The sequence below is a fragment of the Nitratidesulfovibrio sp. D1 genome, assembly GCF_051133415.1.
GTDB lineage: Bacteria > Desulfobacterota > Desulfovibrionia > Desulfovibrionales > Desulfovibrionaceae > Cupidesulfovibrio.
Map to the genome: position 1 here is coordinate 553,359 of NZ_JBPGNZ010000003.1, position 17,347 is coordinate 570,705.

The 17,347-nt window shown below is 71.3% G+C and carries 21 protein-coding genes; 13 read left to right on the top strand and 8 right to left on the bottom strand.

Annotated features, from left to right (window positions below):
* Positions 1-198: 198 nt before the first annotated feature.
* Positions 199-777, bottom strand: coding sequence for a hypothetical protein (locus tag ACR4XJ_RS07970; protein WP_434754722.1), 579 nt, complete (start codon positions 775-777; stop codon positions 199-201).
* A 327-nt stretch (positions 778-1,104) separates the two neighbouring features.
* On the opposite strand from ACR4XJ_RS07970, the gene ACR4XJ_RS07975 reads away from it, so the two are divergent.
* The 5 genes from ACR4XJ_RS07975 (at position 1,105) to ACR4XJ_RS07995 (ending at position 4,929) form a co-directional block, all read left to right on the top strand.
* Positions 1,105-1,713 (top strand): hypothetical protein, encoded by a 609-nt coding sequence (locus ACR4XJ_RS07975; RefSeq protein ID WP_434754723.1) that lies wholly within the window; start codon positions 1,105-1,107, stop codon positions 1,711-1,713.
* 9 nt (positions 1,714-1,722) lie between these two features.
* Positions 1,723-2,568: a flagellar motor stator protein MotA gene (motA, locus tag ACR4XJ_RS07980; protein WP_333506759.1), complete on the top strand. Its 846-nt coding sequence runs from the start codon at positions 1,723-1,725 to the stop codon at positions 2,566-2,568.
* A 67-nt stretch (positions 2,569-2,635) separates the two neighbouring features.
* Positions 2,636-3,361 carry an OmpA/MotB family protein gene (locus ACR4XJ_RS07985; protein ID WP_434754724.1) on the top strand — a complete coding sequence of 242 codons (726 nt, stop codon included), beginning with the start codon at positions 2,636-2,638 and terminating at the stop codon, positions 3,359-3,361.
* Positions 3,362-3,582: 221 nt separating this feature from the next.
* Entirely contained in the window at positions 3,583-4,245 is a 663-nt protein-coding gene (locus ACR4XJ_RS07990) for a tetratricopeptide repeat protein (protein ID WP_434754725.1), read from the top strand.
* Between the two features lie 324 nt (positions 4,246-4,569).
* Positions 4,570-4,929, top strand: coding sequence for a hypothetical protein (locus tag ACR4XJ_RS07995; RefSeq protein WP_434754726.1), 360 nt, complete (start codon positions 4,570-4,572; stop codon positions 4,927-4,929).
* A gap of 130 nt (positions 4,930-5,059) precedes the next feature.
* Here ACR4XJ_RS07995 and ACR4XJ_RS08000 read toward each other — a convergent pair whose 3' ends face one another.
* The 7 genes from ACR4XJ_RS08000 to ACR4XJ_RS08030 all read right to left on the bottom strand — a co-directional run bounded on the left by ACR4XJ_RS08000 (position 5,060) and on the right by ACR4XJ_RS08030 (position 11,160).
* Positions 5,060-5,263 carry a hypothetical protein gene (locus ACR4XJ_RS08000; RefSeq protein WP_434754727.1) on the bottom strand — a complete coding sequence of 68 codons (204 nt, stop codon included), beginning with the start codon at positions 5,261-5,263 and terminating at the stop codon, positions 5,060-5,062.
* A gap of 308 nt (positions 5,264-5,571) precedes the next feature.
* Positions 5,572-6,384, bottom strand: coding sequence for a terminase small subunit (locus ACR4XJ_RS08005; RefSeq protein WP_434754728.1), 813 nt, complete (start codon positions 6,382-6,384; stop codon positions 5,572-5,574).
* Complete coding sequence (locus ACR4XJ_RS08010) at positions 6,381-6,722, bottom strand: hypothetical protein (protein ID WP_434754729.1); 342 nt, start codon at positions 6,720-6,722, stop codon at positions 6,381-6,383. Before ACR4XJ_RS08010 ends, ACR4XJ_RS08005 begins: the two co-directional genes overlap by 4 nt.
* Positions 6,719-7,255: a hypothetical protein gene (locus ACR4XJ_RS08015; protein WP_434754730.1), complete on the bottom strand. Its 537-nt coding sequence runs from the start codon at positions 7,253-7,255 to the stop codon at positions 6,719-6,721. The genes ACR4XJ_RS08010 and ACR4XJ_RS08015 overlap by 4 nt, the downstream gene beginning before the upstream one ends.
* Before the next feature lie 299 nt (positions 7,256-7,554).
* A complete protein-coding gene (locus ACR4XJ_RS08020; RefSeq protein WP_434754731.1) occupies positions 7,555-8,487 on the bottom strand; it encodes a hypothetical protein in 933 nt (310 codons plus the stop codon).
* A gap of 400 nt (positions 8,488-8,887) precedes the next feature.
* Positions 8,888-10,237, bottom strand: coding sequence for an alpha/beta hydrolase family protein (locus ACR4XJ_RS08025; RefSeq protein WP_434754732.1), 1,350 nt, complete (start codon positions 10,235-10,237; stop codon positions 8,888-8,890).
* An 83-nt stretch (positions 10,238-10,320) separates the two neighbouring features.
* A complete protein-coding gene (locus tag ACR4XJ_RS08030; protein ID WP_434754733.1) occupies positions 10,321-11,160 on the bottom strand; it encodes a hypothetical protein in 840 nt (279 codons plus the stop codon).
* Between the two features lie 545 nt (positions 11,161-11,705).
* On the opposite strand from ACR4XJ_RS08030, the gene ACR4XJ_RS08035 reads away from it, so the two are divergent.
* From ACR4XJ_RS08035 to ACR4XJ_RS08070, 8 genes are all read left to right on the top strand, one after another.
* On the top strand, positions 11,706-11,933 hold the full coding sequence (locus ACR4XJ_RS08035) for a hypothetical protein (protein ID WP_333506748.1): 228 nt from the start codon (positions 11,706-11,708) through the stop codon (positions 11,931-11,933).
* Positions 11,934-11,943: 10 nt separating this feature from the next.
* Positions 11,944-13,626: a portal protein gene (locus tag ACR4XJ_RS08040; RefSeq protein WP_434754734.1), complete on the top strand. Its 1,683-nt coding sequence runs from the start codon at positions 11,944-11,946 to the stop codon at positions 13,624-13,626.
* Positions 13,623-14,108 (top strand): hypothetical protein, encoded by a 486-nt coding sequence (locus ACR4XJ_RS08045; protein ID WP_434754735.1) that lies wholly within the window; start codon positions 13,623-13,625, stop codon positions 14,106-14,108. Before ACR4XJ_RS08040 ends, ACR4XJ_RS08045 begins: the two co-directional genes overlap by 4 nt.
* 65 nt (positions 14,109-14,173) lie before the next feature.
* On the top strand, positions 14,174-14,812 hold the full coding sequence (locus tag ACR4XJ_RS08050; protein ID WP_434754736.1) for a hypothetical protein: 639 nt from the start codon (positions 14,174-14,176) through the stop codon (positions 14,810-14,812).
* Positions 14,813-14,831: 19 nt separating this feature from the next.
* A complete protein-coding gene (locus tag ACR4XJ_RS08055; RefSeq protein WP_434754737.1) occupies positions 14,832-15,746 on the top strand; it encodes a major capsid protein in 915 nt (304 codons plus the stop codon).
* A 76-nt stretch (positions 15,747-15,822) separates the two neighbouring features.
* Positions 15,823-16,221 (top strand): hypothetical protein, encoded by a 399-nt coding sequence (locus ACR4XJ_RS08060; RefSeq protein ID WP_434754738.1) that lies wholly within the window; start codon positions 15,823-15,825, stop codon positions 16,219-16,221.
* 74 nt (positions 16,222-16,295) lie between these two features.
* Complete coding sequence (locus tag ACR4XJ_RS08065; protein ID WP_434754739.1) at positions 16,296-16,760, top strand: hypothetical protein; 465 nt, start codon at positions 16,296-16,298, stop codon at positions 16,758-16,760.
* Positions 16,757-17,347: a hypothetical protein gene (locus ACR4XJ_RS08070; RefSeq protein WP_434754740.1), complete on the top strand. Its 591-nt coding sequence runs from the start codon at positions 16,757-16,759 to the stop codon at positions 17,345-17,347. Before ACR4XJ_RS08065 ends, ACR4XJ_RS08070 begins: the two co-directional genes overlap by 4 nt.

Below are 17,347 nucleotides of genomic sequence, written 5' to 3' on the forward strand. Positions count from 1 at the left end.
GCGGGCGAACGCAACGGGTATAGCCGCCGGAGGGCGTGGCTGCACGGCGTCCTGGCGCGCGTCCGGGCAGCGGCTGGACCGCGTGCCGGGGACGGTGGACGAGGCGTGGCGGGACGGGTGAAGGGAGGGGGACCGGGAGGGACGGGGTGAACGCCGGACGCGGGCGGAGGGGCCTTGTGCGGCAAGCCCTTCGGGCGTCTAGCTGCCGGGGGGACGGGCGGCGCGGGTGGCGGCCTCTGCCCGGCGCAGCAGCTGGGCCAGGACCAGGGCGGGCAGGCGTACGTAGTACCAGTCGGTGACCGTGGTGCCGTCGGCGGGCAGCCATTCGCCGCACCGCTCGAAATGGGCCAGCAGGGCCTGTTCGACGTCGCGCGGCGGGGCTTCTGGCTCGCGCAGGATGCGTTCCCGGAACAGGGCGGCCATGTCTTCCACCAGCATGAACGCGGTGTCGTCAAGCCGTTCGCCCGACGGACCGGCGGCGGGCTGCTCCGCTCCGTCCGTCCGGGGGGCTGGCGTGCCCGCGCGGGCGACCGTGGGGGACAGCATGGCCACGGTGGCGGCGAAATGCGCGGCAAAGGCGTTGGGCCGGTCTATGAGCCGGTCGTACTCTTCCGCGTTGTCGGCAAGGCAGCGCAACCCGGCGGCGCACAGGACGCGCAGGGCTTCGGGGGCGGATGCGCCGGGGGACTGCCCGGATGCCGGGACGTCCAGCCACGCCGCCAATGCGCGCATGGCGTCGCGCAGACGGACGAAGGAGTGGGTGGAAGGGGTCTTCATGGCGTCTGTTATAGTTTTTTATATATGACAATGCAACAACTAATATGCATCCATGCAATCCTGGGACCACGGGATGATGCCGGTCACGTGCGCACGGGACGCTCCGGCCAGGGAGCATGTTGTCATTGGGGCCTCCCCCACTTTCCTTGTGGTGTTTTCTCGGCTACAATCGCGGGACTGCACCGGGTACGGTCCGCTGGCGGGCCGCACGGCCCGTGTTGTACGCGCCATGGAACGGACAGCGCCGGAACACGCCCGGCCGAGCCCGGCAAGCCGGGCACACCAGTCGAGCGTGCCAGCCGAGCGTGACCAGCCGAGTGTGACCGGATGGACGAGAGCGAGCGCAGGAACAACTACAGGGTGGACGCACCGGCAGGCTTCCTGCGCGAGGCGGCCCTGTGGTACGGACGCGATGGCGCCGGTGGCCGCCTGACGCTGGAGGACCTGGGCGCGCCCGACGTGCTGGGGCTTGCAGGAGCGGGCGGCATCGCCCTGACCGACGTGAGCACGCGGGGCCTGCGTCTGCGCCTTGATGAAGGGGCGGCGCACTGCCTGCGCCTTGTTCCGGAAAGCGGCCCGCCCGGCGGGGTGCTGTACGTGTATCTCAAGCTGATGTCCCCCGCGCCCGGCGCGGAGACCCGCTACTGTACGCTGTTCCTTGGCACCCGCGTGACGCATGTGGAGCATGCGCCCGGCGCGGTGTTGCTGGGGCTGCACATCACGTCGCGCGGCGTGCCGGAAAGGGCCGAAAAGGCCTTCCGCATGTTCGATACGGGACGTTACGGCGTGAAGGAACTGACCCGCTGGTGCGACGAGGTGGCCCGAATGGGCCGGGGCCTGCTGCCCGCCCCCTCGCCCGGCCTTGACCTTGAGCATCTGCTTGCGGAAATCGACGCCGCGCATGCGTGCGGCGCCGTGCAGGCCAACAGGAACTGACGCTACGCCATGTTCGCCATACTCGGTCTCGTTGTCGTTTTCGGCTCGATCATCACCGGCTACCTGATGGCGCACGGCGTCATGCACGTGTTGTGGCAGCCCGCGGAACTGATCATCATCCTCGGGGCGGCCATCGGCGCGTTCATCGTCTCCAGCACCAAGTATTCGCTGGGCCTCGTGCTGAAGAACCTCAAGCTGGTGCTGGGCGACCCCGGCATGAGCAAGGCCAAGTACCTCGATGTGCTGGGCCTGCTCAACTCGCTGTTCGTCAAGATGCACCGCGAAGGGGTGATCAGCATCGAACAGGACATCGAAAAGCCGGAAGGCAGTTCCATCTTCAACAAGTACCCCTCCATCGCCAAGGACAAGCACACCGTGCACTTCATCGGCGACACGCTGCGGGTGTACCTGACCACCGGCGACCCCAACGAGATCGACAGCCTGATGGAAGTGGACATGAAGTCCATGCACGAGGAGGAATCCATCGCCCCGCACGCCATCGGCCGCATGGCCGAATCGCTGCCCGGCATGGGTATCGTGGCCGCGGTGCTCGGCGTCGTGCTGACCATGGGCAAGATCAACGAGCCGCCCGAGGTGCTGGGCCACCACATCGGCGCGGCGCTGATCGGCACGTTCATCGGTATCCTGTTCTGTTACGGCGTGTTCGGGCCCATGGGGGCCAAGATCGAACAGGCCAACCACGAGCAGCACATGTACTTCGCGGTGATCAAGGAGGCGGTGGCCGCCGCCATCCGGGGCTCCACGCCGATCATCGCGGTGGAGTACGGCCGCCGTGCCATTCCGCACACGTTCCGGCCTACGTTCATCGAGATGGAAGAAAAGCTGAAGGGCTGACGCGCCGTGCGCCCGGCGGCGGAAATTCCGCCCGTCCGGCACGGCGCGCCCTGCGGGGAGGAACGCCATGGCTGGCAGTGGATCATGGAAAGTTGCCTACGCCGACTTCGTGACGGCGATGATGGCCTTCTTTCTGCTGATGTGGATTCTGAACATGACCCCGCCGGAGACCAAGGAGGCCCTGGCCGGCTACTTCTCCACCGAGCGGTCATTGTTCGATTCGAGCAACGTTTCGCCCGTGGCCAACAACCCCTTCGTGCAGGGGGTGGACAAGCTGGACACGCGCGACTTCAAGGTGTCGGAAACCGAAAAGTCACACTACGCCATCGCCCAGAAGCTGAAGCAGATGCTGATGGCCGACGCCATTCCGCAGAACGCCAGCGGCATCAGCGCCGACGACGTGGGCGTGCTGCTGCGGGTGAACAGCGACGTGATGTTCAAGGCCGGTTCGGCCGAACTGGTGCCGGAAGGCAGCAAGGTGCTGGACGAGGTCGTCAAGATCCTGCGCGAGTACAATCTGTACCTGATGGTGCGCGGCCACAGCGACAGCGGCGAGGTGGCCGCGGGCAGCCCGTACCCCTCGAACTGGGAACTTTCCGGCGCGCGCGCGGCGGCGGCCGTGCGCTACATCATCGAGCACGGCGGCATCAAGCCCACCAGGCTGCGGGGCATCGCCTACGCCGACACGCGCCCCCTGGAACCCAACACCACCCCCGAAAGCCGCAGCAAGAACCGGCGCGTGGAGTTCCATTTCCACCGGCCGGAGGTCATGTCGTACAACGTGGTCTACTAGGGGCGCGGCGCTGGCCCATGTATCGTCCTTGCACGCGGGACGGGCCGGGTGGCCCGTCCCGCGCACTCTTTGGGGCCCGAGGGGAAGACGGCGCGGCTTCCGACGCCGGTTCCGGCCGGCTCCGGTCTGCCCCGGCAGGCCGCACCGGGCAACACCCCGCGACACCCCGTAACACCCGGCCACGCCGGGCCGCACGGCCCGCACCCATACAGGAGACGGACATGCCGTTCACGTTGTTTCGCACCGCCAGCCTTTCGGCAGCTTCCCGGCCGGGCAAGCGCGCCCCGGCAAGGCTGCTGGCGCTGCTGATGGTTCTGCTGGCCCTGATGCTGCTGGCCCTGATGCTGCTGGCCCTGTCCGGCTGCGCCTCGCAGGAACCGTTGAAGCCTTACAACCCCATGGGGGTTTCCGGAAAGGTCAGCCCCGAGGCGGAGAAGTACTTCGCCATGGCCCATGTGCTGTGGAAGGGCGGCGAAACCTGCACCGAGCCGGAAAAGGCCGTGGCGTACCTGAACAAGGCCATCGAGTTGCAGCCCGACTACTGGCAGGCCTTTGCCCGGCGGGGGCTGGCCCACAGCGACATGGGGCTGTGGGATGAAGCGTTCGACGACCTGACCCGCGCCGTGCGGCAGAACCCCTCGGCCGAGAATTATGCCTGGCGGGGGCTGGTGGCCTTTCGCATGGGCAACCGGCTGGGCGCGCGCAAGGACCTGACCCGGTCCATCGAACTGGATTCCGCGCAGCACCGGGCGTGGAACTACCGGGCGGCCGTGGAGCTGGCGGAGGACGAGATTTCCGCCGCCTGCGCCGACTTCGCCAAGGGCTGCTCCAATGGCGACTGCACCGGCATGGAATCGGCCAGGCGCGAAGGCATCTGCAAGTAGCGGCGGCCAGCGTTTCCGGCCGTGACCGGCCCGCCTTTCCCGAAGGCGCGGGTTGACCCGGAGGCGTCGCCGCCCCATCATCAGGGCATGGAGCCATGCCGGGTCATGGGCAGTATCATGGTCCATGCTCCGGGCAGAATGCAGGGACCGGCGGCGTCCATTCCGGCGCGGGGCCAACGGGGGCCCGGCCGGAAGCCCCGGCCGTGGTTGCCGCCTCCCCGACGCGAGCCCGCCATGCGAGACACCGCTGCAAGACCGTTGGCCGTATCCGGCACAGGGAACGGGGCATCCCGCCCCAGTGGGTTCGCGCGCCTTGCGTCCGGCGTGCTGAAGGGTGCCCCGCGCGCGCTGCTGGGCATGGCGCTGGCCGCCGTGCTGTGGGGCGCGCCGCTGCCCGCCGCCCGCGCGGAGGTTGCGGAGCAGGATCTGGACGTCTGCCTTGCCTATGCCCAGATCGAACTGGCCAGCCAGTACGGTTCGCCCTCCAGCCTGGTCTTCATCAACGACGGGCGCGCCACCATGGAACGCCATGACGGCATGATGGACGGGCACTACGTGTCCACCATCCTGCGCATGGACGGCGTGCTGACCACTCCGGACGGGGTGGCCCGGCCGGTGCGGATAACCTGTCTGCTGGCCAGCGTGGGCGAGCCCGTGGGGCTGCGTCTGGAACCCCGCCGCTGATCCGCGAGGGCTGGCGGCCGCTTCCCCCAACCCACGGGCCGGATTCGGGCCACGGGCGTGCGGCAAGACCCCGTCCGCGCGCGGCGCGGACGGGGTCTTGCCGCACGCCTCCGGCCCGCGGGCGGTTCCGCTATCCGTACCAGTTTTCGATGATGTCCAGCAGGCGGTCTTCACCGACCACGGCCAGAAGGGCGGGGTCGGCATGGCAGGCGCAGTCGAGGCAGAAATGGTCGTGGCTGAGGGTACGCAGTTCGCGTTCGTGCTGCTCGGGGGACGCATCGAAGCTGCGCCCACAGAAGGTACAGGTCGCCGAGTCGGGCATGGGTTCCTTCATGGATCGCTCCTTGCGGTTGCGCCCGGCATTCACCCAGCGGAACGCCGGTGACGCATGGCCGACTATACCTTTGGTACGGCCGGTGCCGACAACCCTCCATTATTTTTCCGTGATCGGAACCGCGCGCCGGAGGCGCGGGGGAAAAGGTGCGCATGGTCACGCCGGGTTGCCCGTTCCGGAAATCTTCACCGTGGGTTTCGGAGGGGGTCGGCAGGGACGTGAACGGTTCCGGATGCGTGGCGGGCCGCCCCGTGGGGAAACGGGACGGCCCGCCGTGTCGTTGCGGCCGGGTGGCGGGGAATGCTTGCCTACGGGTACCGGCAGGCATCCCCGTCGAAGTCGTCGTCCTCCTCGCCGTCTTCGTCGTCCCCGGCGTCCTTCGCATCTTGGGTGTCCGGGGCTTCCCGGCAGCACGCCGTGTCGGGGTGGCCCGGATATAGCTCCTCGATGCGGGCGCGCAGTTCCGCCGGAAGCTCCGGCGGCGCATCGCCTCCGGGGGGCGCATCCCCTTTGGCCCCCGCCGCCGCGCCGAACATGCCGAGGTGGCGGGCCAGCATTTCCAGGGCCTTGAGCTTGGAATGCAGCTTCACCTGCACCCCGCCGCGCACCGGCGCTTCGGGCTGTCCGTCCTGTTGCGCGCCGCGCGCGGGCCTTGCGGCACGCGTGGTGGATCCCTCGCGCACCTCGGCCACGGCGGCGGCCTGCGCCCGCGTCAGTTCCGTGGAATCGCGCAGCCGCACCCCCTCGTCGGACCACTGGCACAGGTCGGTCATCACCGTGAAGCCCACGGCGGCCAGTTCGTGCACCACGAGGTCCTGGGTCACGCCGGTGCGCGCGGCGCGGCTGTCCATGGCCCGCTCCACCGCTTTCAGCACGGCGGGGGTGCGCAGCAGCCGGGCGGCCGTGCGCGCGGCGCGCTCCGGCGCGTATCCCGCCCGTTCCGCCGCCCGTACGGGCGACATGTCCACAAGGTATTCCTCCACGAAGCGGCGCTGGCGAACCCCCAGCCGGGGGGAGCGTCCGTCCCCTTGCCGTGGCGTGCCGTCATCGCGCCTCCGGGATGCCGCCGCCCCGGAAGTCCGCCCCCTGGCGCCCGTTTCGCCGGTTTCCATGGCCTTCATCGGGCCTCCTTTCCCGTGGCGGAGGCCGTGCGGGCCTCGGCGCGCAGGTGGCGCAGGTCGGTGCGCACCTCTTCCAGCGCGCGCTGCACCGCTGCCAGCCGTTCGTCCATGCGGGCCACGCAGACGGCGGTCTCGCGGGCGGCGCGCACGTCGCCGTCCAGGGCGGCGGCTCGGGCCTCCATGGCGTCCATCCGGGCCTGCACCGTGGCCGCCAGCATCACCGCCCCGGCAAAGGCCGTGGCTGCCGCGGCCAGGGCCTGGACACCCACCCGGCGGTCCAGCCGCCAGCTTTCCCCATGGTTGCCGCCCCCCGTCACGGCGTCGTCCGGGCCGTTCATCGCGTCCCGCTCCCTCCGGGTCGGGACCGGAGTTCGTCCTTGCGGAACGACCCCAGCGACGAGCCCAGGTAGTAGTTGACCACCGCCCCGAAGGCCGTGCCCAGCGAGCCGAGCAGCAGCAGGGCCGGTTCGTTCACCGAGGGCTGCTCCAGCACCACCCGCAGCATGCCGAAGAACCCCGCCACCACCACCAGGGCCACCATGCCGGTTATCCAGGCCCCGCCGTGTCCGGCGCGGGCCAGGGCCACCTCGCGCGAACGGGCGTCGCGGGTGTTGTCCAGTTCGGCGCGCAGTTGCTCGGTCTGCCAGTCCAGCAGGCGTGCCCGTTCCCGCACTTCCAGTTCACGCAGGGTGGCCAGCGTCTGCGGGTCGCCCAGTGCCGCCGCCACGGCGGCGGGCTCCGGCGAGACGCCCAGCGCCGAACCCAGCAGCGCGCCCGCCGCCCCGGCCACCGCGCCCACGGGGCCACCCAGCGCGGCGCCCAGCAGCGGGGCCACGCGGGCCACCGTGGTGCCGATACCTTTCCAGTCCATGCCATGCTCCTTCCGCGCCTGGACCACCGGGCGGCATGCCCGGCCCGCCATGGCGCGAGAGGACGTGCATACACCCGCCTTCCGGGGCGGGGCGGGCCGCAGCGGGGTGGCAACGGGGGCGCACGGCCGTCCCGAGGGTGCGCGGCCATGCTCGTCGCGGCGGATGCGGGTCCGGGGAATGCGGCCCCGAGGAATGCGGAAGGACGGCCTGCGGCGGGCGTACGCGCCAACGAAGACGCCCCCGCAGGGCGGGGGCGTCGGGAAAAGCCGGGGATGGAGGGGGCAGGCCGCGATCAGGATCAGGCCGCGATCAGGGCGTCTGTGATGTCCTGGATGCTCACGGGACCCTTTTCGTTGCGGGGCAGGCGCGGGGCCTTGTCGGCCTTGCCCGCATCGGTCTTGTCGGACTTGGCCTTGCCCGCGCGGGCCTTGTCGGCCTGTTCGGGCTTGGCGGAGCGGGCCACCTGCTTGGACTTGGCCTTCTTGGCGTTCTTCTTGTCGGCCACGATCTTGCCCTTGCCGTCGGTGACCGCGTGATCCTCGGTCAGGCCGAAGGGGGTCCAGTCGGCCAGGGCGATGTCCAGCGATTCGAACGAGCGGCCGGAGGCGTAGATGACCGGCACGCTGCCTTCCGGAGTGGAGGCGAACAGCACGGTGCCGTTGGCGCCGGGTTCCGGCATGGCGGCGGTGCGGGCGCCGGGGATCTGGTCCGGGCGCGAGGCGTCCAGCGCCACGGTGGAGATGCGCCCGCCGTCGGCTGCCCTGGACGCGGCCAGCAGTTCGGCGGCGGCCTCCGACTGGTCGCTGTCGTTGGTGGCGGACTGGTTGCGCCCACCGCGCAGCACGTACAGGAAGTCGCTGCCGGTTTCGCCCACCATGGCCACCATGGTGCTGCCACCGCGCGTGGCCAGCAGGCTGACCGGCACGGTGCCGCCGTGGATGCCGATGTAGGCCGGGCGCGAGCCGCCGGGCATGTCGATCCAGCCGTCGTCGTCCGCCTGGGCCTGCGCCTCGGCGGAGCGCAGGGCCACCCGGCGGGCGTCGCCGGCGCCATTCACCGCGGCCCGGCCGTGGCCGGACAGGGTGTCGCGCATGTCGCCGCGCTCCGCCTCGGTGACGGTGGGCACGGCAAGCAGGACCAGCGCCAGCAGCGAGGCCAGCAGCCGGAGTGTGGTTACATTGCGGAAATATATGGGGAGGCAGGGTACACGCCGAACGTTGTCGCCGCGCATGATGGTGTTTACCGTGAATCCTTAGGATGGTGTTGTATGGCGCATCGCCACGTGTGCAGGCTTTATTGATTCGGACGGCCCCTGTCAAGGGTGCGGAATGGCACGCAGAAATATTTTTTTAAGCGTGGTATTTCAGCGTGTTGCAAAGTGTGTGCGGGGCATGCCCGATGCGGGAGGAAGGCCGGTGGCGCGACATGCGGCCAGGGCTTGCGCGATGTGTATATATTTCATATCATTTCAAACTGTTAATTGCATGATGGAACTCTAGAGAATCGGCCCCTGGCCAAGGCCGGGGGCCCCGCCGGACAGATGGAAAGGGACGGGTGGAAGGAGGACGGAAGGGAAGGGCGTGGCACCGCCGGGCCGGAACACGGCGCGGGGCCTTGGCGCGCCTGGCGGCTCAGCGCGCCGGGGTGCCGTCCTGCTTGCGCGGCCTGGCGTCCTTTTCCTTCTTTTTCTTCTCGTCCTTGTCGGCCTTGGACTTGTTTTTGGCCGAGGTGGCGTTGGCCGCCGGGGCCGCACCGGGTTGCGCCTGCTGCGTCTGCTGCACCTGGGATTCCGGCTCGGGCGCGGGGACGGGCAGGGGAGGCCCGGCCTCGCCCAGGGTGGCCAGGAAGAAGCGCACCAGCCGGGCATTGAGGATCCGGTGAATGGCCTGCCGGGTGTCCTCGTCCACCCCGCCGCACAGTTCCGGCAGGTCGCGTTGCAGGTTGGGGGGGCAGGCGGCCATGAGCGCGTAATGGTCGGCGCCGGACAGCACGGTGAATTCCGGCGGGCGGGGCAGGGCGGCGCGCAGGGCGTCGGCGTGCAGGGGGGCGCGGTTCACCTCGTCGTCGTCGGCTTTCAGGATGGCCACGGGAACGGTGACCCGGGCCAGCGACGCGCGGGGAAAGAGCATGCCGTAACCCGGCGCCACCAGGGCCACGGCGCGCACCCTGGGGTCCTCCAGGGCGGGGGGGGCGTCGGCCGCGGCGCCTTGCGGCGGGGGGCGCAGGGCTTCCGGCAGGCGGGACAGCCGTTCGGAGGCCCACTTGGTGCAGTACGGGTCGCCGGGGGTGGTGCGCTCGCAGTAGCCCGCGTAACGGCTGCCGTCGGGCCGGGCGCCCGCCAGCAGCAGGGCGGTGGCTCCGCCGGTGCCGAAGCCGATGACCCCGATGCGGGTGGGGTCGATCATGGGTGCGGTTTCCGGGGCGCGCAACAGCCTGCCGATGGTGGTGCTGACGTGCCGGGGGCGTGCGGTGAGCTGTTCGGGCAGGAACAGCGACGAGGTGTCGTTGCTGTTGTCGCCGGGGTGGGTGGGCGCGGCCACCACGAAGCCCGCGCGGGCCAGCGCCTCCGCCGTGTCGTGGTGGGCCAGGCGCGAACCGGCCGTGCAGTGCGAGATGACCACCAGCGGGAAGCGGCCGGGTACTTCCTTGCCGCCGCGCGCCACGTCCAGCGTCCAGTCGCCCAGGTGGATCTCGGACGGGGCGCGGGCCGAGGGGTACCACACGGCCACGTCCAGCCGTTCGCCGGTTTCGGGAATCCAGATGCCCATGGTGCGGAAGCCGGGGTGGTACGAGGCGGGCTCGTCGGCGCGGGTCTCTTGCGGGACGGGCAGCAGCAGGAACACGGCCAGCGACGCGGCAAGCACGTGCCGGAGCGCATGCCGGAACGTGCGCCAGGAGGCGCGCCGGGGTTCGTTCCGGACGGCGGCGGGCGCGTGGGTGCGGGCGTGGGGCAGGGTACGGGGCGCGGGGCCGCGCGGCATGGGAGACCTCCGGTATGTCCACGTGCGAGATACCGCATGCGTCCCCACCCGGCAAGGCCCGGTGCGACCGAACGCGCGCCGCGTCAGCGCACCCTGCCCCAGTAGGAGAGGTGCGGCGCGCAGTGCAGCAGCGGTTCGATGGGCACCTCCACGGCGGGAGGCGGATCGGCCGGGGTCTTGCGCGCATCCACTGTGTAGGTGCCCGGCACGCAGGATGAACCGCCGGTGGAGGCGTTCTGCCAGCAGCACGATCCGGCCAGCAGCATCAGCCCCCGTGGGGTCAGCCAGAAGGTGACCGGCGTTTCCGCGCCGCTGGATGGCGGCGTCGCACGCACCGGGCCGTCGGCCGGGGGCTGTCCGTCGGCCGTGGCGGCCTCCCGCTGCCGCAGGTGGGCGGCCAGCACGGCATCGGCGCAGTCGTCGTCGCCGAACAGGTCGTCGAGTTCGATGCGCCGCCCCGCCGCAAGGTCGTAGCTCACGGCCAGCAGGTCGCAGGACACGGCGGCTCCATCCTGCCCCCACAAGCCGGTCTGCACCTCGAAGATCACCGACACGGCGTTGGCGGACGGGCGGGAAATGCGATGGGTGGCGGTAAGCCAGTCGCGCCGGGCCGGGGCGTAGATGTCCGCCTCTGCCTGAGGGCTGCCGCCGGACGCGGAGGAGGAAGCGTTCCGGTGACCGGCGGCGGACTGCGGGAGCAGGCCGTGCCCGGCCATGCGGCGGAAGGCGTCGGTGAGCTTCCAGACGATGCGCCCGATGTCGGCGTCCACGGCGGGGTGGCGCAGCACCGGGTAGCTGATGGACACGTCGTAGTGTTCGCCCGCCTGCTCGTACCGCGAACCGGCGCCCATGGCCGGGACGGAGAGCGCAGACAGCGCGAGAACGGCGAAAAGCGCGGCCAGGGCCACGTGGCGGATGGGCATTCCAGCCTCGGAAGTGCGCGAATGTCTACGGGAACCGAATACAGCTAACAGGATTGGTGAAGCGCGGCCAAGGTAGGAAAGCCCCCTACCAGGGCGCGGCAACCCGCATGGCGCGTGCTTCCCGGCCGTGCCTCCCCCTACCGTGGGCCACGTCCGCCCGGTGTTCCGGTGGCGCGTGACGCCGCGTACGGCCGGAACCGCTCCGGCATGAACTATATCGGTATTCTTCCGGTTCTTCTTAACCCGCCGGAAGCATTCCGCCGCACACCCTCCACCCGCTCCCCTTTCGCCGTGGCGCTCCGCACCGGTCCGCCGCCGTCTTTTCCTTCCCCTTGCCCGTCTTTTGCCATCCGCCAAGGCCGCCGCGCGTTTTTCGCGTCATGCGCGCGCATGCTTCGTACACCGCTCCGGCCCCCTTCCAACCCCCTTCCGGCCGCATCCGCCCGAAAACCGGGGTGTACCACCTGCTCACGCGGCGCGGCCGTGGCGGCCGGGTGGTCCGGCCCCGCGAGACGTCCGCGCACCCCAGCTAAGGAGACAATGCCATGGGTGGTGGCGGCAAATCGTACAAGGCCCCCGAGCCCCCGGCCCCGCCGGCCCCCCCGGCCGCCGACGAGGTGGCCGAGCAGGAGGCCAAGGCCGTGGAGGACGCGCGCGAGGACGCCCGCCGCGCCGCGCTGCGTGCGCGGGGCAGGCAGGGAACCATCCTGACCGGGGCGCTGGGCGTGCCCGGCACGCCCGAGACGCAGCGCAAGACGCTGCTGGGACTGTGAGGAGGCGGGCATGACCAGCCAACGACTGCGCGACGCCCGCGAGGCGGTGGACTTTCTGGAGCGGCAGCGCTCGCCCTGGGACGAGGCGTGGCGCGACATCGCCGCCTACGTCCTGCCCCGGCGCGGGCGCATGCACGGGCGCGATCCGCTGCGCGCCCCGGCTGACGACACGCGCGGCGGCCGGGTCATCGACGCCACGGCCACCCGCGCCGTGCGCATCCTGGCGGCGGGCATGCAGGGCGGGCTCACCTCGCCCGCGCGGCCGTGGTTCCGCCTGCGCCTGGCCGACGGGGCCGACGCGGAATCCGGCCCGGCGCGCCGCTGGCTGGATGCGGTGGAGCAGCGCCTGTACTGGGCGCTGGCCCGCAGCAACTTCTACCAGGCGTCGCACGCGCTCTACACCGAACTGGCCGCCTTCGGCTCCGCCGACCTGTACCAGGAGGTGGACCCGGAACGGCTGACCCGGTTCGCCGCGCTGACCTGCGGCGAATTCGCCTGGGCCTGCGACGCGGCGGGCCGCGTGGACACCGTGGCCCGCCGCATGCTGATGACCGTGCGCCAACTGGCGGAACGCTACGGCGAGGCGCGGCTGTCCACCGGCACGCGGCGCATGCTGCGCAAGGACCCCAACCGCCACGTGGAGGTGGTGCACCTGGTGCGGCCCCGCGCCGTGCGCACCCCCGGCCGCGACGGCAACCTGCACATGCCCTTCGAGTCGCTGGTGTTCGAGGCGGACGGCGCGGCGGGCGACCTGCTGCACGAGGGCGGCTTCGAGGAGTTCCCGCACCTTACCGCGCGTTGGGACGTCACCGGCGGCGACGTGTACGGCCGCTCGCCCGGCATGGACGTGCTGCCCGACGTGAAGATGTTGCAGGAAATGGCCCGCAGCCAGCTGCTGGCCATCCACAAGGTGGTCAACCCGCCCATGCGCGTGCCCACCGGCTTCAAGCAACGGCTCAACCTGATTCCCGGCGCGCAGAACTACGTGGCGCCGGGCCAGCCCGAGGCCGTGGCCCCGCTCTACCAGATCAACCCGGACATCGCGGCGGTGACGCGCAAGATCGACGACGTGCGCAAGGCCGTGCGCGAGGGGTTCTTCAACGACCTGTTCCTGATGTTCACGGCAGACGGCCGCTCCAACGTCACGGCGGCGGAGGTGGCCGAGCGCGGGCAGGAAAAGTTGCTCATGCTCGGCCCGGTCATCGAGCGGCACCAGACGGAACTGCTTGATCCGCTGCTGACGCGCACCTACGGCATCCTGCGCCGGGCCGGGGCGCTGCCGCCCAACCCGCCGGAACTGGAAGGGCTGGAGATGCGCGTGGAATACGTCTCGGCGCTGGCCCAGGCCCAGCGGATGGGCGCGGCGCAGTCCATCCGCCAGTTTGCGGCCGAGGTCACGGCCCTGTCGGCCACCGCGCCCGGCGTGCTGGACAAGGTGGACTTCGAGCAGGCCGTGGACGAGCTGGCCGCCATCGGCGGGGTGCCCGCCAAGGTGGTGCGATCCGACGCCGAGGTGCTGCGGTTGCGCGCGGCGCGCGAGGCCGGACAGACGGCGCAGGGTGCGGCGGTGGCGCGCGGGGCGGCGGACGCCGTGGGCGCGCTGGCCAGGGCGCTGGGCGCGGATGGGGTTGCCGGGGTGGATGCTGCGGGCGGCGAGGCGGACGGCGACCGGGCCACGGAGGCGCGCCCATGAGCCGTTCCGATGCCTTCATCCATTCGGACGCCATCCGTTCTGACACGACGGGCTTCGCGCCCCACGCCGACGGCACGCTGCATCCCGACAAAGGACTGGCCGACCTGCTGGCGCTGGACGCCGAAGGGCTGGACGGGCTGCTCACCGACCTGCTCGGCCCCGAGGTGGAAGAGGCCCGCCGAGCCCGGCGCGAGGAGCGCACCCGGCTTGCCGCCTACCTCGACGATCTGGCGGCGGTGCTGCACGCCGAGGGCGGGGCCGGGGTGCGCGTGCTGCGCCACTGGCTGGACGCCGCCTGCGCCAACGACCGCCTGTCCCGGCCCGAGCCCGCCATCCACGGGGCCGCTGCCCTCTACGACTACGCCCGCGACCGCACGGCGGAAATCGCCATGGCCGACCCGGCCAGCCTGCTGCGCATCCAACTGGAAGGGGCGCGGCGCTGGGCCGGGGAACAACTGAACCCCGGCGGACGGCGGGGCTGACCCCGTCTGCGCCGGAGAAACACGCCTTCAACTCTCACGCCTTCAACCCTGCAACGGAGGACACCATGGAACAGACACTGGCCCCGGCGGCATCCGCCGGTACGGCTCACAGCACGGGCAGTACGGCCCCCGGCACGGGCCTTGCCGCGCCTTCCCATCCGGCGGGCGATGTGGGCGCGCCCGATGCCGCCGTCCCCGCCATCCCCAACCCGCCGGACGCCCCGTCCGGCCCCCCCGGCGCTGCCCGCGCCGCCGCCGACTACGTCTTCGACCTGCCGGACCACCTCACCGTGGACACGGAGGCGGCGGACCGCTTCCGCGCGCTGTGCGCCGCGCAGGGGTTGACCCCCGAACAGGCCCGCGCCGCCGTGGACTTCTACGTGGCCGAGCACGAGGCGGCGGGCGGCCTGGCCGCCGACGGCTGCGAGGCGGGCCTGCGCACCCTGTGGAAGGGCCGCTACGACGAGCGCATCGACGCCGCCCGCCGCGCCGTGCGCAGCCTGGACGCGCGCATGGAGGGGCGGCTGGCCCCGCTGGTGCGCGCCGGGCTGGGCAACCACCCCACCTTCGCCGAACTGATGGCCCTGGTGGGCGACCGCATGGGCGAGGATTCGCTGGGCGCGGGTTCCGGCCCGGCGGGCGCGCGCGGCGAGGCCATGAGCACCGAGGATTTCCTGCGGACCGTCGTGTTCGCCAAACGTTAACCGCCAGGAGGCATCCGGCATGGGCAAGACGCTGAAGGATCTGAGCAACGAGCAGGCATCCACGCAGCCGCAGCAGGTGGACGGGCTGACCGAGGAGGCCCCCATCCTGGGCATCGTTCCCTTCGAAGAGGCCAGCCACGGCCTGTGGAACATGTACGAGGACGTGGAAGAGGTGCAGGGCGCGGGCTGGGTGGACATGAACGCCCCGCTGCCCTCGGTGGAGGTGACCAGCAACCTGCGCAAGGTGGACCTGTCCATCCTGGGCGGCGAGATCGAGGTGCCCGAGGACACCGCCCGCATGTTCGGCGGCAAGGAGAAGTACTTCTCCAAGAAGATGCCCAAGGTGCTGCGCCGCTCGGGCATGTCGGCCGAACAGCGCATCATCTACGACAACTTCCGCGCCTTCGCCCTGGACCACGGCAAGGTCACCGACGCCGGGGCCACGGCGGGCGGCTGCTACTCCATGCTGGCCGTGCGCTTCGTGGAAGGCGAGACCTGCGGCCTGTACAGCCCGGAATGCTTCAAGCAGGGCACCGTGCTGGACGTGCAGCCCATCAACGGCGGCGACCTCTACAAGGCCACCAGCGGGCAGTACCAGGGCGTGCTGGTCTTCGGCCTGCGGCTGAAGTCGTACCTGGGCATCCAGATCGCCAACCCCCACAGCGTGGCGGCCATCGTCAACGTGAGCCGCGACCACGTGCCCACCGAAGCCATGATCGACGACATGCTGGCCCAGGTGCGCGCCACCTCCGGCTCCACCTACCTGTTCATGCACGAGCGCGCCCGCAACCTGCTGTACCGCTACAAGGCCGGTGCGTTGCAGATCGTGCCCGGCGGCAAGGACATGGACCGCCAGATCACCCACTGGAACGGCATCGAGATCGTCACTTCCTACAACTTCAAGGACGGCACCGAACAGGTGCTTGCCCTGTAGCGGCGCGGGGCCGCGCCTTTTCACGCAACATCATGACGGACACCGCCCGGCGGTGCCGATGAACAAGGAGAGACGCATGTACGGACACATGCTGCGCATTCACGGCGAACACCTGGCCAAGGGCCAGACCCTGCCCAAGAACGCCCAGGCCGTGGGCAACGGCGGCCCGCAGCGCGCGGGCTCGATGATGGGCGCGGCCGAGGTGGCCGCCGTGGCCGCCACGCCGGTCACCCTGGGCGACGGCAAGAGTCTTACCCTGATGCTGGAGGACAGCGACGATGGCGTCGCCTTCGCCGCGCTGCCGGTGTCGTTCCGGCGCAGCGCCCCCGGCGGGCGCACCTGGGCCGGGGGCGAAGTGCTGGGCCGCCTGCCCCTGCCCTCCGACTGCCGCCGCCACGTGCGCGTGGTGATCGGCACCGACGACGCCGGGGCCTCCGGCACCGTGGACGTCGTCTTCGACTACCTGCCGCGCTAGCGCGGCCGCTGACCGCAACCCCCCGCCCGCCCGCGCATTGCCGGCGGGCGGGGGCCACGGCACGGAGGTGCCCCATGAACGACGACAGGCATGACATAGGCAAGGCGCACGGCGGCAGCGAGGAACCCGTGGATTGCGCACCCGGCGGGGCGGGCGATGCCGCCCCGCCCGCGCCGCCCACGCGGGACGAGGTGCGCCGCTTCCGCCTGGCGGCCCTGCGCGCCCGGCTGGCCCTGCTGGGGGTGGCCTTCGACCCGTCCACCGACGAGGCCACCCTGCGGCGCATGCTGCGCGCGGCCGAAGGGCAGGGCGGCGAGGCCGGAACTCCCGGCTCGGGGGAACCGACCGCATCGGCCGAAGCGGCGGAACCGGCAGACCCCGCCGTGCCGCCCAGCGCCGCCATGCGCCGGGCCACGGCCCGCCGCCTGCGCGAGCGGCAGCGCGTGGCGGCCCAAGATACGGGAGTCACCGGAGTCACCGGAGTCGCCGTAGCCGCCGGGAACAGGGGCGGCCGCCCGCGCGGCAGGGGGCGGTCATGAGCGCCGCCACCGGCTTCACGGGCAGCGCCGTCCAGACCAGCGAGGTGTCCATCTGCAACAAGGCCCTGCGCTACCTGGGCGCGCCCGAGATCGTGGCCCTGGACCAGCCCTCGCGCGAGGCGGACCTGTGCTCCCGCTACTACGCCGAGGCGCGCGACGAACTGCTGGAACACCACCACTGGAACTTCGCCACCCGCTACACCTCGCTGGCCCCGCTGGCGGCGGTGCCGCCCTTCGGCTTCGCCTGGGCCTACCGGCTGCCGGGCGACTGCCTGCGGGTGCGCCGCCTGCGCGGCAACCAGCCTTTCGAGGTGGTGGAGGCGCGCACCCTGTACACCGACGCGGCCCCGGCCGAGGCGGTGCTGACCGTGCGCGTCACCGACCCGGCGCGTTTCCCGGCGCTGTTCGTGGAAGCGCTGGCCCGCCGTCTGGCCACCGCGCTGGCCGTGCCGCTGATGAACAGTTCGCGCCTGGAGCAGTCCATGCTCCAGCGCTTCGGGGACGCCCTGGAGGCGGCCCGCGTGGCCGACGCCGCCGAGGGCGCGTCCGACCCCGTTGAGATCAACCCCTGGCTGACGGCGAGGTAG

What these genes read in the sequence shown, in the direction of transcription:
- ACR4XJ_RS08045 (WP_434754735.1), top strand. Translation starts at nt 13,623, where the DNA reads ATGAGCCGTTCCGATGCCTTCATCCATTCGGACGCCATCCGTTCTGAC.
- ACR4XJ_RS08060 (WP_434754738.1), top strand. Translation starts at nt 15,823, where the DNA reads ATGTACGGACACATGCTGCGCATTCACGGCGAACACCTGGCCAAGGGC.
- motA (WP_333506759.1), top strand. Translation starts at nt 1,723, where the DNA reads ATGTTCGCCATACTCGGTCTCGTTGTCGTTTTCGGCTCGATCATCACC.
- ACR4XJ_RS07975 (WP_434754723.1), top strand. Translation starts at nt 1,105, where the DNA reads ATGGACGAGAGCGAGCGCAGGAACAACTACAGGGTGGACGCACCGGCA.
- ACR4XJ_RS07990 (WP_434754725.1), top strand. Translation starts at nt 3,583, where the DNA reads ATGCCGTTCACGTTGTTTCGCACCGCCAGCCTTTCGGCAGCTTCCCGG.
- ACR4XJ_RS08020 (WP_434754731.1), bottom strand. Translation starts at nt 8,487, where the DNA reads ATGCGCGGCGACAACGTTCGGCGTGTACCCTGCCTCCCCATATATTTC.
- ACR4XJ_RS08005 (WP_434754728.1), bottom strand. Translation starts at nt 6,384, where the DNA reads ATGAAGGCCATGGAAACCGGCGAAACGGGCGCCAGGGGGCGGACTTCC.
- ACR4XJ_RS08050 (WP_434754736.1), top strand. Translation starts at nt 14,174, where the DNA reads ATGGAACAGACACTGGCCCCGGCGGCATCCGCCGGTACGGCTCACAGC.
- ACR4XJ_RS08040 (WP_434754734.1), top strand. Translation starts at nt 11,944, where the DNA reads ATGACCAGCCAACGACTGCGCGACGCCCGCGAGGCGGTGGACTTTCTG.
- ACR4XJ_RS08030 (WP_434754733.1), bottom strand. Translation starts at nt 11,160, where the DNA reads ATGCCCATCCGCCACGTGGCCCTGGCCGCGCTTTTCGCCGTTCTCGCG.
- ACR4XJ_RS08010 (WP_434754729.1), bottom strand. Translation starts at nt 6,722, where the DNA reads ATGAACGGCCCGGACGACGCCGTGACGGGGGGCGGCAACCATGGGGAA.
- ACR4XJ_RS08070 (WP_434754740.1), top strand. Translation starts at nt 16,757, where the DNA reads ATGAGCGCCGCCACCGGCTTCACGGGCAGCGCCGTCCAGACCAGCGAG.
- ACR4XJ_RS08000 (WP_434754727.1), bottom strand. Translation starts at nt 5,263, where the DNA reads ATGAAGGAACCCATGCCCGACTCGGCGACCTGTACCTTCTGTGGGCGC.
- ACR4XJ_RS08025 (WP_434754732.1), bottom strand. Translation starts at nt 10,237, where the DNA reads ATGCCGCGCGGCCCCGCGCCCCGTACCCTGCCCCACGCCCGCACCCAC.
- ACR4XJ_RS07970 (WP_434754722.1), bottom strand. Translation starts at nt 777, where the DNA reads ATGAAGACCCCTTCCACCCACTCCTTCGTCCGTCTGCGCGACGCCATG.
- ACR4XJ_RS08055 (WP_434754737.1), top strand. Translation starts at nt 14,832, where the DNA reads ATGGGCAAGACGCTGAAGGATCTGAGCAACGAGCAGGCATCCACGCAG.
- ACR4XJ_RS08065 (WP_434754739.1), top strand. Translation starts at nt 16,296, where the DNA reads ATGAACGACGACAGGCATGACATAGGCAAGGCGCACGGCGGCAGCGAG.
- ACR4XJ_RS08035 (WP_333506748.1), top strand. Translation starts at nt 11,706, where the DNA reads ATGGGTGGTGGCGGCAAATCGTACAAGGCCCCCGAGCCCCCGGCCCCG.
- ACR4XJ_RS08015 (WP_434754730.1), bottom strand. Translation starts at nt 7,255, where the DNA reads ATGGACTGGAAAGGTATCGGCACCACGGTGGCCCGCGTGGCCCCGCTG.
- ACR4XJ_RS07985 (WP_434754724.1), top strand. Translation starts at nt 2,636, where the DNA reads ATGGCTGGCAGTGGATCATGGAAAGTTGCCTACGCCGACTTCGTGACG.